The organism is Domibacillus aminovorans, from assembly GCF_001643235.1.
In the GTDB taxonomy this organism is placed as follows: domain Bacteria; phylum Bacillota; class Bacilli; order Bacillales; family Domibacillaceae; genus Domibacillus; species Domibacillus aminovorans.
On record NZ_LQWY01000060.1, the window covers coordinates 1 to 14,219 of the forward strand.

A 14,219-nucleotide genomic window follows, 5' to 3' on the forward strand; every position below is an offset into this window, starting at 1 on the left:
ATGGTAGTTGGGGGTTTCCCCCTGTGAGAGCAGGACGCCGCCTGGCACGTTAAGACAACTTAATGATTTAAGTTGTCTTTTTTGTTGGCATTTTTTCTTTAGGGCATTATAATGGGGACAGAAAATATCGTGAAAAGCTATTGTGGGATATTTGTTATAGAAGGAATTTGTTTCATGAATGCAGTGATAAAGCGTTTACTTTTAATGTTCGGATTTAAGTATGAACATTCCGAAAAATCTAACATATAGCTTGAACCTTGACAGTATACCCGTTCAATTGATAACCTACTAATAATATTTTTCGGTCAGGGAGGCTTAAATATGTGGGAAGATAAGTTTAAAAAAGAAGGGTTAACGTTTGATGATGTATTGCTTGTACCAGCTAAATCAGAGGTGCTTCCTAAAGATGTATCGTTGAAGGTGGAACTTACGCCAAGTTTGAAATTGAATATCCCGATGATTAGTGCTGGTATGGACACAGTAACAGAAGGGGACATGGCAATTTCAATGGCACGTCAAGGCGGTCTTGGAATTATTCACAAAAACATGAGTATTGAGCAGCAGGCGGAACAGGTAGATAAAGTAAAGCGTTCTGAAAGCGGCGTTATTAGTGATCCATTCTTTCTGACACCGGAACATCAAGTGTTTGATGCTGAACATTTAATGGGCAAATACCGTATTTCAGGTGTGCCAATTGTGAATAGTCAGGAAGAGCAAAAGCTTGTTGGAATTTTAACAAATCGTGACCTGCGTTTTATTCAAGATTATTCAATTTTGATTACAGACGTTATGACAAAAGAAAATCTTGTTACGGCTCCTGTTGGTACAACACTTCAAGAAGCAGAACAAATTCTTCAAAAGTACAAAATTGAAAAGCTCCCACTTATAAACGAACAGGGTGTATTAAAAGGCCTGATTACGATTAAAGACATTGAAAAAGTTATCGAGTTTCCTAATTCAGCTAAAGACGCTCAGGGGCGCCTTCTTGTGGGTGCTGCTGTTGGTGTAACAGGCGATACGATGAAACGTGTTGAACAGCTTGTAAAGTCACAGGTAGACGTCATTGTGGTGGATACAGCGCATGGTCATTCGACAGGCGTTATTGAAACGGTAAAAGGAATTCGTTCCGCCTACCCTGAATTGAACATTATTGCTGGTAATGTAGCGACTGGAGAAGCAACGCGTGCACTGTTTGAAGCAGGCGTAGACGTTGTGAAAGTGGGAATTGGTCCTGGTTCCATTTGTACGACACGTGTGGTAGCAGGGGTCGGTGTACCGCAAATTACCGCGATATATGATTGTGCAACAGAAGCACGTAAATATGGAAAAGCCATCATTGCAGATGGAGGAATTAAGTATTCCGGCGACATCGTTAAAGCAATCGCGGCAGGCGGAACTGCTGTTATGCTTGGAAGTCTTCTTGCTGGTACGACGGAAAGCCCAGGCGCAACAGAAATCTTCCAGGGACGTCGTTTTAAAGTATATCGTGGTATGGGTTCTGTGAGTGCGATGGAAAAAGGATCCAAAGATCGTTATTTCCAGGAAGATGCGAAAAAATTCGTCCCAGAAGGTATTGAAGGCCGTATCCCTTACAAAGGTCCGCTTTCAGATACATTGTATCAATTAACAGGTGGACTTCGTTCAGGTATGGGTTACTGCGGAACGAAAGACATTGATGCACTTCGTGAAGACGGCCAGTTTATCCGCATGACGGGTGCCGGTCTTCGTGAAAGCCATCCACATGACGTTCAAATTACGAAAGAAGCACCAAACTATTCAGTATAAGATAAGACACCTGTCCCGAGCGGACAGGTGTCTTTTTGTTCATAGTCATAGGTATTTTACCATGTGATGAAAAGACTCACCGATAATAGTCCATGGCTGCGTAATAGAGAAGCCATTCCGTTCATATAGGCGGATTGCGGCTTCCTTTTTCGTTTCGACATTCAGCGAAAGTTTGCTACCCCCATGCTCTGCCGCTATATACTCTGCGTATGTAAGAAGTGCCGTGCCAATGCCAGAACCTCGAAAATCAGGATGAACGCAGACTGTATCGATATACCATTCATCTAGATGAGCTTCCCTATCGAGAGTAATTCTGATCCCTTTCTTTTCGTTCAACCAGCTAGATAAGTTTAAATCCAACTCAATCGCATCTGTTCCAAAATATAGGACGAGAATACCCGCTGGAGTTCCACTTTGTTCTGCGATATATGTGTAACGATATGAATGGCGGTTGTCACTGCGTATAAATAGTTTCATTAACGCGGTCTCAGCCGCCTGCTTATTTGTCTCTCCGGTCAGTCGGTATGCAATGTCTCCGATTGCCTCTAAAATGAGCGGTACAGAGAAAGAAGCGTCTCCTGGTACAGCTTTTCTTACAAATGTTTTCATCTTGTACACCTCCACGCTTTATTATAAGACATCTAGGTCGTTTCGCGTCTGTTTTTCCATTGAAAATGTATGGTACAATAACGAAAGTGTGACATAACAGATGGAGGGGTTTTTGGTGTGAAAAAGAGAAATGGGTATCGGATTGGCGCTGCTTTTTTGAGCGCAATGTTGTTAATTAGTTTGTTAACGCCAAGTGGAATGAAAGTAAATGCGGCTTTTGATGTGAACGCTTCAGCGGCCATTTTAATTGATGCGGACACCGGCCAGATTTTATACGAAAAGAATGGAAATAAGCTTCTTGGTGTAGCAAGTATGTCGAAAATGATGACCGAGTATTTGCTCCTTGAAGCAGTAAAAGAAGGAAAAATCGGCTTTGACGATACATATCAAGTATCTGATTATGTATATACCGTTTCGCAAGATCGCAGTCTTTCAAATGTGCCGCTGCGTGCAGATGAAACATATAACATGCAAGAATTGTATGAGGCAATGACGATTTATTCTGCGAATGCCGCAACAATTGCAATCGCTGAAAAAATTGCCGGATCTGAAGCAGAGTTTGTCAAAAAGATGAATGAAAAAGCGAAAGAACTCGGTTTAGAACAATATAAATTTGTGAATGCGACTGGCTTGAACAATAAAGATTTAAAAGGTCATCATTCAACAGGCGGAGAAACGGATGAAAATATGATGTCTGGCCGCGATGTCGCAACACTTGCCTATCGTTTAATGAAAGATTATCCGGAAGTGCTAGAAACAGCAGGCATACCAAAAAAGAAATTCCGTGAAGGCACGGACGACGAGATTGCGATGGAAAATTGGAACTGGATGCTCCCATCACTTGTTTTTGAGTATGAGGGCATGACAGGTTTGAAAACAGGCACGACTGATTTTGCCGGCTACTGTTTTACAGGTACAGCTGAGCGAAATGGCCAAAAGCTGATCGCGGTTGTCATGGATGCGACAAGTGCTAATGGGGAAGGAACGTACAATGCCCGCTTCGTGGAAATGAAGAAATTACTTGATTACGGATTTGGTCAGTTTGAACGAAAAGAGATTGTAGCAGCTGGAAATCAAGTAAAAGGTAATGAAACATTGCCCGTTCAAAAAGGAAAAGAGAAAGAAGTAACGATTCAAACGAAGTCAGATATTGCAGTTTGGGCGCAAAAAGGTTCAAAAACGAAATATAAAGTAAATGTAGTGCTAAATAGTTCGGATTTAGATGAAAATGGAAAGCTGACAGCACCTGTTAAAAAGGGAAAAGTGGTTGGTTCTGTTGTAGTGAAAGATGATCAAGGAAAAGCAGTTTCATTTTTAAAAGCAGCCGGTCAGGCACAATTAGAGACAGTTGAAAAAGTAGAAAAGGCTAACTGGTTTACTCTTTCAATGCGTGCGATTGGCGGCGGGATTGCCAGTGGATGGAACTGGATCGTTGATAAAGTAACTGGTTGGTTTTAATAAAAATCACCTTCTGCTATTGACAGAAGGTGATTTTTCGTGTTTAGTATGATTTATGAAATTTATAAAAAATCATATTTTTTCGTTAACACTAGGAGGAATTATCAATGAACACTGGAACAGATCGCGTTAAACGGGGAATGGCTGAAATGCAAAAAGGCGGCGTTATTATGGACGTTGTCAATGCAGAACAGGCGAAAATTGCGGAAGAAGCAGGCGCAGTAGCCGTTATGGCACTTGAGCGCGTACCTTCTGATATTCGTGCAGCAGGCGGCGTTGCCCGCATGGCAGATCCGCGCATTGTAGAAGAAGTGATGAACGCTGTGACCATTCCAGTTATGGCGAAAGCACGTATCGGTCATATTGTCGAAGCACGTGTACTTGAGGCGATGGGTGTTGATTACTTAGACGAAAGTGAAGTATTAACTCCAGCGGATGAAGAATATCATTTGTTGAAAAGTGAATACACAGTACCATTCGTTTGTGGATGCCGCGATCTTGGTGAAGCAGCACGCCGTATTGGTGAAGGTGCTTCAATGCTTCGGACGAAGGGTGAGCCTGGTACAGGAAATATTGTTGAAGCAGTTCGTCATATGCGCAAAGTGAATGCGCAAGTACGCAAGCTTGTTCATATGAACGATGATGAAATTATGACAGAAGCGAAATTACTCGGTGCACCATTTGAAGTGCTTTTGCAAATTAAAAAAGAAGGCAAGCTTCCAGTCGTAAACTTCGCGGCAGGCGGAATTGCAACACCGGCTGATGCGGCGTTGATGATGGAGCTTGGTGCAGACGGCGTGTTTGTTGGCTCTGGTATTTTCAAATCAGACAACCCAGCAAAATTTGCGCGTGCGATTGTGGAAGCGACAACTCATTACCAGGATTACAAATTAATTGCAGAACTATCGAAAGAACTTGGTGAGCCGATGAAAGGAATCGAAATATCTAAAATCGCGCCAGAACAACGCATGCAGGAGCGCGGCTGGTAATGATGAAAATTGGTGTTTTAGGACTGCAGGGTGCTGTTCGTGAACACGTTCGCTCTATTGAAGAAAACGGAGCGGAAGCGGTTGTGGTCAAATGGCCGGAACAGCTTGATGAGCTGGATGGATTGATTTTGCCAGGCGGTGAAAGCACGACAATGCGCCGCTTGATTGACCGGTACGGATTTATGGAGCCACTACGCTCGTTTGGAGAATCTGGCCGGCCGATGTTTGGTACATGTGCGGGACTTATTTTGCTTGCAAGCGACATCGTAGGCTACGATCAGCCACATTTAGGGTTAATGAATATTACGGTAGAACGCAATTCGTTCGGTCGTCAAAAAGAAAGCTTTGAAGCAGAGTTGTTTATTAAAGATATAGCGGATGATTACAATGCAGTTTTCATTCGTGCCCCTCATATCGTATCAGTAGGTGTTGGGACAGAAGTATTGGCGGAGTGCGATGGCCGAATCGTCGCAGCGCGAGATCGCCATTATCTCGGTTGTTCATTTCATCCTGAACTGACAGAAGATCATCGGATTGCCCGTTACTTTATTGACATGGCAAAAGCGTCAAAAGCGTCACTTGCGAATTCGTGAAAAATAGTGTAAATTAGACATGAATTGAATAGTGAAACGCGATGAAGGAAACGAGTAGCATGCTTTTTTTCTAAAAGAGAGCCGGTGGATGGTGCAAACCGGTGTGAAAAACATGTGAATCCATTCTGGAGCGGAGTGCTGAACTTAATAAGAGTAGGCATTTTCCGGCGCAGGCCGTTAAAACGAAGTTGAGAGGAAAGCAGTGTGCTTTCAATCTGGGTGGTAACGCGGAATATAAACTTCCGTCCCTTTTATTAGGGGCGGGAGTTTTTTTATTTTTAAAAGGAGGAATTGTATATGCTGGATATGAAGTATTTGCGTTCGAATTTTGTAGAAGTGAAGGAACGATTAAAATTTAGAGGCGAAGATATGAGTGCGTTTGAAGACTTTGAAGCGCTGGATCAAAGACGACGGGATCTGCTCGGACAGACGGAAGAATTAAAAAGCAAGCGAAACAGTGTATCACAGGAAGTCGCCCGCTTAAAAAGAGAAAAACAGGATGCGGATTCATTGATCGTCGAAATGCGTGAAGTTGGCGAAAAAATTAAAGCATTTGATACAGAGCTTCGAGAAACGGAAGAAAAGCTTGAGAGCCTTCTTCTCAACATGCCGAATATTCCGCACGAAAGTGTACCAGCTGGTGAATCAGAAGATGATAATGTCGAAGTACGCCGCCATGGAGATATCCGTGAGTTTAATTTTGAAGCGAAACCGCACTGGGATGTCGCGACAGATCTTGATATTTTAGATTTTGAACGCGCGGGCAAAGTGACAGGAAGCCGCTTCACATTTTACAAAGGGGCAGGTTCAAAGCTTGAACGCGCATTGATTAGTTTTATGCTTGACTTGCATACAGAAGAGCATGGTTACACAGAAATGATGCCTCCTTACATGGTCAATCGGGCAAGCATGACAGGTACAGGACAGCTGCCGAAATTTGAAGAAGATGCGTTCCGAGTTGAAACGGAAGATTATTTCTTAATTCCGACAGCAGAAGTGCCGGTGACGAACTATCACCGCGACGAAATTTTAAATGCAGACGATCTGCCAATTAGTTATGCCGCATATAGTGCAAATTTCCGCTCTGAAGCAGGATCTGCAGGACGGGACACACGCGGATTAATTCGCCAGCATCAGTTTAATAAAGTTGAAATGGTACGTTTTGTAAAACCAGAAGATTCTTATGCGGAGCTGGAAAAATTAACAGGCCACGCGGAAAAAGTACTTCAATTGCTTGGGCTTCCATACCGTGTGCTAAACATGTGTTCAGCGGATCTCGGTTTTACAGCAGCGAAAAAATATGATATCGAAGTATGGCTTCCAAGCTATAATACGTACCGTGAAATTTCTTCTTGTTCAAACTTTGAAGGGTTCCAAGCGCGTCGTGCGAATATTCGATTCCGTCGCGAAAAAACAGGCAAACCGGAACATGTGCATACGTTAAATGGCTCTGGTCTTGCGATTGGCCGTACGTTCGCCGCGATTATTGAAAATTATCAGCAGGAAGATGGCAGTGTTATCATTCCAGAAGTGCTTCGTCCATATATGGGTGGTAAAGAGCGCATTACAAAAAAATAATTATTCTTCGGATAGCCTGTTTTGCCTATCCAATCTTTAAAAAAGGTTGACGAAAGATAAAAGAATATATATGATAATATTTATAGAAATAATCGGGTATAGAGTATACCGGTTACAAAAAAAGTATATACTGTAACGTTACTGATCAGACAACTGAAAGTACACACTGTTTCTTTTAATGGTGTGTGCTTTTTTTGATCAAATTTAATGGAGAAGAAAGGGTGGGAATTATGACGAAAGCAGTCATTATCTATGGAGGAAACAGTAACCAATCCAGATTAAAAGGAATTCTTGATAAAGTGGAACATTTTTTCGGAAAGGAAGGCTTTTCATCAGACACGATTTACGTACATGAGTTACCAGCGGATGATTTAATTAAAGCAAATTTCAAAAGTGAAGCGATAATTGAAGCGAATGCAAAAGTGGAATCTGCACAAGTTGTGGTAGTACTAACACCTGTTTACAAAGCAGCCTACACTGGTATTTTAAAAACATATCTCGATTTGCTTCCGCAAAAAGGGCTGGAAGGCAAAACCGTTTTGCCACTCGTTCTAGGCGGCTCATTTGGTCACTTGCTCGTCATTGATTATGCATTGAAACCGGTGTTGTCGGCGCTTGGTGCAACGGATATATTAAGCGGCGCATATGTGCTTGATACACAAATTGAGTATACAGAGAATAATCAATACTTGATCTCGTCAGAAGCAGATGAACGACTTGACCGTGTCTTGAACACAGTTAAGGAAAAGGCGAAACGACATTCTTAAAAATCTATAAAAAGATTTAGGAAATGTATTGACGGGTTTATTTGTTTTATGATAAATTAAATCTTGTCGATACGGAGGGATACCCAAGTCCGGCTGAAGGGATCGGTCTTGAAAACCGACAGGGGAGTCAAATCCCGCAGGGGTTCGAATCCCCTTCCCTCCTCCATTACTAATACAAGTATATAATTAGAGATACGAACGTCCATCTGGAATAGTCCAGATGGACGTTCTTTTTACTTTTTAATAACGGTAAATCGGTCGGACAACAGCAGCCAATTTTGTGGAAAGGACAGACCGATTTTCCAGTAGGCCATTCCGCGCAGTTTCAATTCTTTTAATAGTGAAAACTTTGCATCAATTGAACGGGCATCTTCAAACCACACTTTATGAAGACGTCCGTTTTCATCTGTGTAGTCAATGTACGGTGCTTGAGCTACACGATCATAGCGGATGGACGCATTGTAACGAACAGCAAGACGGATCGCTTCCTGCGGGCTGATTGCACGGGCGGGCGGATTGCCAGGCTGAAATGGAAGAGTCCAGTCATATCCGTATAGATTTTGCCCCATCACAATTTTTGACGCGGGCATTACGCTTGAGGCAAATGTTAACACGTCACGAACAGGACCGATTGGTGATACGGCCATTGGCGGCCCGCCACTGTATCCCCATTCATATGTCATAATGACACTAAAGTCGACAATTTCTCCGTGTGCTTTATAATCGTGCGCTTCATACCACATTCCCGGCTGATCTGCACTTGTTTTCGGCGCGAGCGCTGTTGATACTGTTTTACCTTCCCGATGGAACCGCTCTGTTGCCCGGCGCAGAAAACGATTGTATGCTTCGCGGTCTTCTGGGCGTAAATATTCAAAGTCAAAATGAATGTCACTGAAGTTAGACTGACGGGCGATACGGCTTATGTTGTCCAAAAGAGTTTGCTGTACTTTTTCATCAGTTAATAAGATGTGGCCAAGCTCGTCGCTGAACTGGTCGTTTTCTTGATTGGTGATATCCATCATGAGGACAACACCATTCTGTTCGGCGACCGGCTGCAACGGCTGAATCGCAGGTTCTTCTAATGTACCATCTCGTTTTGCGTTAAAACTGACCGGCGCGAAATACGTTAAATGAGGAGCGGCTGTGCGAGCGCTGTTTAAAAGCGCTGTGGAATAACCGGAGGCAGAAGGTTGAATATAGCCCGTGAATTCTGCCCGTGTTTTCGGTGCCATTGGAATACGCAGCTCTCTTCCAATTTGCAACGGGGCAGATTGTGACAAACCATTTAATCGTGTCAGTTCCTCTACCTTTATTCCGTATTTTTGGGAAATACTCCAAAGACTATCACCGGCAACAACGACATAAAAATTTCCGGACACTGGAATGACGAGAGCCTGACCGACAACAAGTTGATCGGGGTTTGGCAATTCATTTGCCTGGCTGATCGTCTGTGAAGTCGTTCCATATCGTCTTGCGATTTGAAATAACGTATCGCCGCTTTTGACCACATAAATATGCAAAAACGTATCCCCCTCTCTGTACTATTTGTACAAAGAAAATGCGTTACTTATGACTGCTGTTTTAGTACATTGATTAATTTACGGACAGATCGAATATCTGCACCTAAAACGCTCTCCATCATTTTAAGTGCATATTCATTAAATTCAGGACGTTCAGATGCGATCGCATCTTTCGGGACATACACGTTAAATTCGCGCATATACGCATCGTTCGCTGTGAAAAAAACACATATATTTCCGGCCACACCGGTTACGATGACCGCCTTTGTATCGAGTTCTTGGAGCAGTGTGTTTAAAGCAGTCTGATAAAAAGCGGAATGTTTCGGTTTAATGAGGAAATAATCACTATGATCCGGTTTTATTTGCTGTATAATAGGAGCGCTCAAGTCATTTTGAGTATGATCGATAATAAGACCTATATCAGCTTTCCATAACTTATAATGATCATTCGCATAAACGACGGGTATATTATTCGACTGACAATACTTTTTTAGCGTTAAAATAGATGGAACGATATTGTATGTGAATTCGGCTAATTGCCTGCCTTTTGGAAAATTAAAATCATTGATCATATCCACAATAATCAAGGCGAATTTTTTCTTCATGTTTAAACCTCCCTGTTCCATAGTGTTACCCGAATTTTGACGGAAAGGATCATGAAAAATGGATGAATTTTTTATGAAACTAGCAATAGAAGAAGCAAAGAAGGCAGAGCAACTCGGCGAAGTGCCGATTGGAGCGGTTATTGTAAAAAACAATGAAGTCATCGCGTCTGCCCATAATTTACGGGAAACGACGAAAAACGCTGTTACTCATGCAGAACTTTTAGCCATTGAAAAAGCATGTGAAGCCGTGGGATCATGGCGACTGGAAGAGACGACACTTTACGCCACATTGGAGCCGTGTCCGATGTGCAGCGGAGCTATTTTATTATCGCGTATTGACCGAGTCGTGTATGGAGCTGTCGATCCGAAAGCGGGATGTGCAGGCACATTGATGAACTTACTTGATGACAGCCGATTTAATCATCGCTGTGATGTTGTATCTGGCGTTTTGGCGGGAGAATGCGGGATGCTGCTGACAACTTTCTTCCGGAACTTGCGTCAAAGGAAAAAAGAACAGAAGCAAAAGATGAAAGAATAATACAATCATTGCTTTTTGCCGCGCTGGGTAGTATAATTATCTCTACCGTGCTAAGTGGGGAGGTAGCGGTGCCCTGTATCCGCAATCCGCTCTAGCGGGACTGAATTCCTTCTCGAGGCTGTTTAATTGTAGGGTCTGCCTTTTGTAAGTGGCGTTGACGCCCGGGTCCTACGCAATGAGAACCCATGAACCATGTCAGGTCCGGAAGGAAGCAGCATTAAGTGGACTTTCTCATGTGCCGTGGGGGAGCCTGGGCTGAGCTAACTGCTTAAGTAACGCTTATGATTAGCAGTCGACAGAAGGTGCACGGTATACATAATGAAAAAAGATGTCCGGCTTGCCGGATGTCTTTTTTGTTGCTTCTTTTAATAGTAAAGGTGTGTACGTTCGTTTATAATAGAGCAAGGAATGTGAAGGAGGAAGACAATGAGTTATCAGGCATTATACCGTGTATGGCGGCCGCAAAATTTTGCAGATGTCGTTGGGCAGGAGCACATAACGAAAACGCTTCAAAATGCTCTCCTTCAAGATAAAATCTCACATGCTTACTTATTTTCTGGTCCGCGCGGTACAGGGAAAACGAGTGCGGCTAAAATTTTGGCAAAAGCGGTCAACTGTGAAAATGGTCCGGCAGCTGAACCGTGCAATGAATGTGCATCTTGCCGCGGTATTTCTGACGGATCAATTCAAGACGTAATTGAAATTGATGCGGCTTCAAACAATGGGGTCGATGAAATTCGTGATATTCGTGATAAAGTAAAATATGCTCCGGGTTCTGTCCGATATAAAGTGTATATTATTGATGAAGTGCATATGCTTTCAACAGGTGCCTTTAATGCCCTTTTAAAAACACTTGAAGAACCCCCTAGGCACGTCATGTTTATTTTGGCAACGACGGAACCTCATAAAATTCCATTAACGATTATTTCTCGTTGTCAGCGGTTCGATTTTAAACGAATTACTGCACAGGCGATTACAGGACGAATGAAACTTATTTTAAATGAAACCGGTACAGCATTCGAGGAAGCAGCGCTGCCGATTATTTCTCGTGCAGCAGAAGGTGGAATGAGGGATGCGCTTAGTCTTCTTGATCAGGCGGTTTCTTACAGCCGCGACCAATTGACGGAAGAAGACGCGCTCACTGTAACCGGTACAGTTGGCCAAGAAAAGCTGAACGCTATTGCCAAGTTCGTCCATGAACAGCAAGCGGCGGGAACGGTGCAGACGCTTCATGGTCTCCTTATGGAAGGTAAAGACCCTATCCGTTTTATAGAAGATTTTATCTTGTATTTCCGTGATATGCTTCTATATAAAATGGCACCAGATCTCGAAGAGTCACTTGAACGGACGATGGCTGATGCCGAGTTTGTTGAAATGGCCGGTCAATTTTCTGAGCAGGCGATCTATGAATATATTGCCACACTAAATAAAACGCAGCAGGATATGAAATTTACAAATCATGCCCGTATCTACCTGGAAGTGGCGCTTGTGAAGATGTGCAGAATGAATGTAAGGGACGAATCGATAGCGTCTGTACCGGGAATGGAGGGGCTACTTGAAAAAGTAAACAGGCTTGAGCGGGAAGTGCAAGAGTTGAAAAGCCGTCCGACAGTTACAATGGAGCCGGAAGCAGTACGTCCAACCGCAAAAAAACCAGCCCGTTCGGGTGCTCAATTTAAAGTAGCTGTGCCACAAGTTGAGAAAGTTTTGTTGGAGGCGACAAAGCAGGATATCCAAAATATTAAAAGCCGCTGGGTTAATATGATTGGCTACTTAAATGAGCGCCAAATGCGCTCGCAGGCTGCTCTTTTAAACGATGCAGAACCAGTCGCTGCTTCAAACGACTCATTTGTGTTAAAATTTAAATATGAGATTCATTGTCAAATGGCTTCAGATAATAAAGCGTTTATGGATTCCATTTCGACAATTTTAAATGAGCTGACAGGCAAACCGTACCGTCCTCTTGTCGTGCCAGAAGAGTCATGGCTTGAAATACGTCGTTCTTTTTTGAAAAAACAAAAAGAAGATGGCGCGTATATACTTCTTGCTGACTCACCTAACAGTGATGTACAGGAAGAAGAAGAGGATCCGCTAGTTTCGGAAGCGTTGAAGCTTGTCGGTGAAAAGTTTCTTGAAATTAAAGACTAAATTACATGGAGGATGATGAACATGATGCGTGGCGGAAATATGCAAAATATGATGAAACAAATGCAGAAAATGCAGAAGCAAATGCAGGAAGCACAGGAGGAACTAGCGGAAAAGAAATTTGAAGGTTCGTCTGGCGGTGGAATGGTGAAGATTAGCATTTCGGGACAAAAAGAAATTGTTGATGTACAAATCAAAGAAGAAGTTGTTGACCCAGAAGACATTGATATGTTGCAAGATCTCATTCTAGCGGCAGTCAATGATGCATTGAAAAAAGTTGAAAACGAAACAAATCAGAGGATGGGACAGTTTACGAAAGGGATGAACCTTCCTTTCTAAAAAGGAGGCAATAAGGGATGTACTATCCTGAACCAATTACAAAATTGATCGACAGCTTCATGAAACTGCCGGGCATTGGGCCGAAAACTGCGGCTCGCCTGGCTTTTTTTGTGTTAAATATGAAAGAAGAAGACGTGCTCGATTTTGCTAAAGCGCTCGTTAATGCAAAACGTGATCTCGGTTATTGCTCTGTCTGTGGCCATATTACCGATCAGGATCCGTGTATAATTTGTAAGGATGAGCGGCGTGACCGGAGTATAATCTGTGTTGTACAAGATCCAAAAGACGTCATCGCAATGGAGAAAATGAAAGAATATAATGGTCTGTACCATGTGTTAAACGGTGTTATCTCTCCAATGGAAGGGATCGGACCAGAAGACATCAATGTACCCGATCTCTTGAAGCGTCTACAGGATGAGACGATCAAAGAAGTCATTCTGGCGACAAATCCAAATATTGAAGGGGAAGCGACTGCTATGTATATTTCTCGTCTCTTAAAACCATCTGGTATCCGCACAACTCGTATTGCTCATGGTCTGCCAGTTGGCGGTGATCTTGAGTATGCAGATGAAGTGACACTGTCTAAAGCGATTGAAGGCCGCCGCGAGCTATAGGAGGATTCAACATGTTTTTTCGGAAAAAACAAAAGATAAACGAAACGTACGATGAGAAATTGATTGAATTGCTCAATCGGTCTCAAAAAGAATGGTTTCAACACCGGGAACTGCTCCGACTTAGTTTTGAACAAAACAATGAGCTGGAGGCACAGACGAAAGCAGCACAGGCGAAATACTTTTTCCTTTTCAAAGAAGCAAAAAAACGTCATATACGCATAAAAGAATAAAGAGCTCCCATAAGATAATAAGGGAGTGTGATAATGAATGAGGCAGATACTATTGTTTGCAGCACAGGTTTGTAAAAAAATGATTATAGGTGCCTTTTCTCTATATATAATGAATGTATTGGTTAACCATGCTGGATTGCATATTCCAATGAACATCACGACAGCGTTGATAGCGGGTTTTCTGGGGCTGCCGGGCATTTGTATGCTGGCAGCTATTCAAATTTATATTTTTAAATAAAAAAGCAAAAAAATGTTGACGTGCTCATTACATAGTGTTATATTAGTAAACGTTGCTGCTGAAAAGCGAAAAACAACATTGAAAAAGATATAAAGGTTTATTGACATTTGAAATTAAGAACGATATAATGGTTAATGTCTATAAAAAAAGTAGATTGAACATTGAACATTGAACATTGAAAACTGAACAAAATCAATAAAAACGTCAACGT

General features: G+C 42.5%; 15 protein-coding genes, 1 tRNA gene, 1 other RNA gene and 1 other annotated feature. Of the genes, 14 read left to right on the top strand and 3 right to left on the bottom strand.

Going from position 1 to position 14,219, the window contains the following annotated elements:
- The first annotated feature begins 321 nt into the window (after nucleotides 1–321).
- Complete coding sequence (gene guaB / locus AWH49_RS15530) at nucleotides 322–1,785, top strand: IMP dehydrogenase (RefSeq protein WP_034287819.1); 1,464 nt, start codon at nucleotides 322–324, stop codon at nucleotides 1,783–1,785.
- Nucleotides 1,786–1,830: 45 nt separating this feature from the next.
- Here guaB and AWH49_RS15535 read toward each other — a convergent pair whose 3' ends face one another.
- On the bottom strand, nucleotides 1,831–2,394 hold the full coding sequence (locus tag AWH49_RS15535) for a GNAT family N-acetyltransferase (protein WP_063966482.1): 564 nt from the start codon (nucleotides 2,392–2,394) through the stop codon (nucleotides 1,831–1,833).
- Between the two features lie 117 nt (nucleotides 2,395–2,511).
- On the opposite strand from AWH49_RS15535, the gene AWH49_RS15540 reads away from it, so the two are divergent.
- The 6 genes from AWH49_RS15540 (at nucleotide 2,512) to AWH49_RS15565 (ending at nucleotide 7,945) form a co-directional block, all read left to right on the top strand.
- Nucleotides 2,512–3,852 carry a serine hydrolase gene (locus tag AWH49_RS15540; RefSeq protein WP_094777187.1) on the top strand — a complete coding sequence of 447 codons (1,341 nt, stop codon included), beginning with the start codon at nucleotides 2,512–2,514 and terminating at the stop codon, nucleotides 3,850–3,852.
- 107 nt (nucleotides 3,853–3,959) lie between these two features.
- Nucleotides 3,960–4,841 carry a pyridoxal 5'-phosphate synthase lyase subunit PdxS gene (gene pdxS / locus AWH49_RS15545; protein ID WP_018395066.1) on the top strand — a complete coding sequence of 294 codons (882 nt, stop codon included), beginning with the start codon at nucleotides 3,960–3,962 and terminating at the stop codon, nucleotides 4,839–4,841.
- Nucleotides 4,841–5,434, top strand: coding sequence for a pyridoxal 5'-phosphate synthase glutaminase subunit PdxT (gene pdxT / locus AWH49_RS15550; RefSeq protein ID WP_034287828.1), 594 nt, complete (start codon nucleotides 4,841–4,843; stop codon nucleotides 5,432–5,434). The genes pdxS and pdxT overlap by 1 nt, the downstream gene beginning before the upstream one ends.
- Nucleotides 5,435–5,466: 32 nt before the next feature.
- Nucleotides 5,467–5,687 (top strand) — a binding site (T-box leader).
- Between the two features lie 44 nt (nucleotides 5,688–5,731).
- Nucleotides 5,732–7,012 (top strand): serine--tRNA ligase, encoded by a 1,281-nt coding sequence (gene serS / locus AWH49_RS15555; protein WP_018395068.1) that lies wholly within the window; start codon nucleotides 5,732–5,734, stop codon nucleotides 7,010–7,012.
- 230 nt (nucleotides 7,013–7,242) lie between these two features.
- Nucleotides 7,243–7,779, top strand: coding sequence for an NADPH-dependent FMN reductase (gene ssuE, locus AWH49_RS15560; RefSeq protein WP_026221790.1), 537 nt, complete (start codon nucleotides 7,243–7,245; stop codon nucleotides 7,777–7,779).
- A gap of 73 nt (nucleotides 7,780–7,852) precedes the next feature.
- Nucleotides 7,853–7,945, top strand: a tRNA-Ser gene (locus AWH49_RS15565).
- Between the two features lie 67 nt (nucleotides 7,946–8,012).
- On the opposite strand, the gene AWH49_RS15570 is transcribed toward AWH49_RS15565, so the two are convergent.
- Both AWH49_RS15570 and AWH49_RS15575 read right to left on the bottom strand, forming a co-directional pair.
- Entirely contained in the window at nucleotides 8,013–9,299 is a 1,287-nt protein-coding gene (locus AWH49_RS15570) for a glycoside hydrolase family 18 protein (RefSeq protein WP_063966483.1), read from the bottom strand.
- Nucleotides 9,300–9,346: 47 nt separating this feature from the next.
- The gene (locus AWH49_RS15575) at nucleotides 9,347–9,904 is read right to left on the bottom strand and encodes a cysteine hydrolase family protein (protein WP_063966484.1); all 558 of its coding nucleotides are present in this window, start codon (nucleotides 9,902–9,904) and stop codon (nucleotides 9,347–9,349) included.
- A 58-nt stretch (nucleotides 9,905–9,962) separates the two neighbouring features.
- On the opposite strand from AWH49_RS15575, the gene tadA reads away from it, so the two are divergent.
- The 7 genes from tadA (at nucleotide 9,963) to AWH49_RS15610 (ending at nucleotide 14,008) form a co-directional block, all read left to right on the top strand.
- Complete coding sequence (tadA, locus tag AWH49_RS15580; protein WP_034287838.1) at nucleotides 9,963–10,442, top strand: tRNA adenosine(34) deaminase TadA; 480 nt, start codon at nucleotides 9,963–9,965, stop codon at nucleotides 10,440–10,442.
- Between the two features lie 45 nt (nucleotides 10,443–10,487).
- Nucleotides 10,488–10,752: signal recognition particle sRNA large type (ffs, locus tag AWH49_RS15585), an RNA gene on the top strand.
- Between the two features lie 116 nt (nucleotides 10,753–10,868).
- Complete coding sequence (gene dnaX, locus AWH49_RS15590; protein ID WP_063966485.1) at nucleotides 10,869–12,590, top strand: DNA polymerase III subunit gamma/tau; 1,722 nt, start codon at nucleotides 10,869–10,871, stop codon at nucleotides 12,588–12,590.
- A gap of 24 nt (nucleotides 12,591–12,614) precedes the next feature.
- Entirely contained in the window at nucleotides 12,615–12,926 is a 312-nt protein-coding gene (locus AWH49_RS15595) for a YbaB/EbfC family nucleoid-associated protein (protein ID WP_193568208.1), read from the top strand.
- 17 nt (nucleotides 12,927–12,943) lie between these two features.
- The gene (gene recR, locus AWH49_RS15600) at nucleotides 12,944–13,540 is read left to right on the top strand and encodes a recombination mediator RecR (RefSeq protein WP_018395075.1); all 597 of its coding nucleotides are present in this window, start codon (nucleotides 12,944–12,946) and stop codon (nucleotides 13,538–13,540) included.
- A gap of 11 nt (nucleotides 13,541–13,551) precedes the next feature.
- A complete protein-coding gene (locus AWH49_RS15605; protein WP_034287846.1) occupies nucleotides 13,552–13,770 on the top strand; it encodes a YaaL family protein in 219 nt (72 codons plus the stop codon).
- A 37-nt stretch (nucleotides 13,771–13,807) separates the two neighbouring features.
- The gene (locus AWH49_RS15610; protein WP_018395077.1) at nucleotides 13,808–14,008 is read left to right on the top strand and encodes a pro-sigmaK processing inhibitor BofA family protein; all 201 of its coding nucleotides are present in this window, start codon (nucleotides 13,808–13,810) and stop codon (nucleotides 14,006–14,008) included.
- Nucleotides 14,009–14,219: the final 211 nt, after the last annotated feature.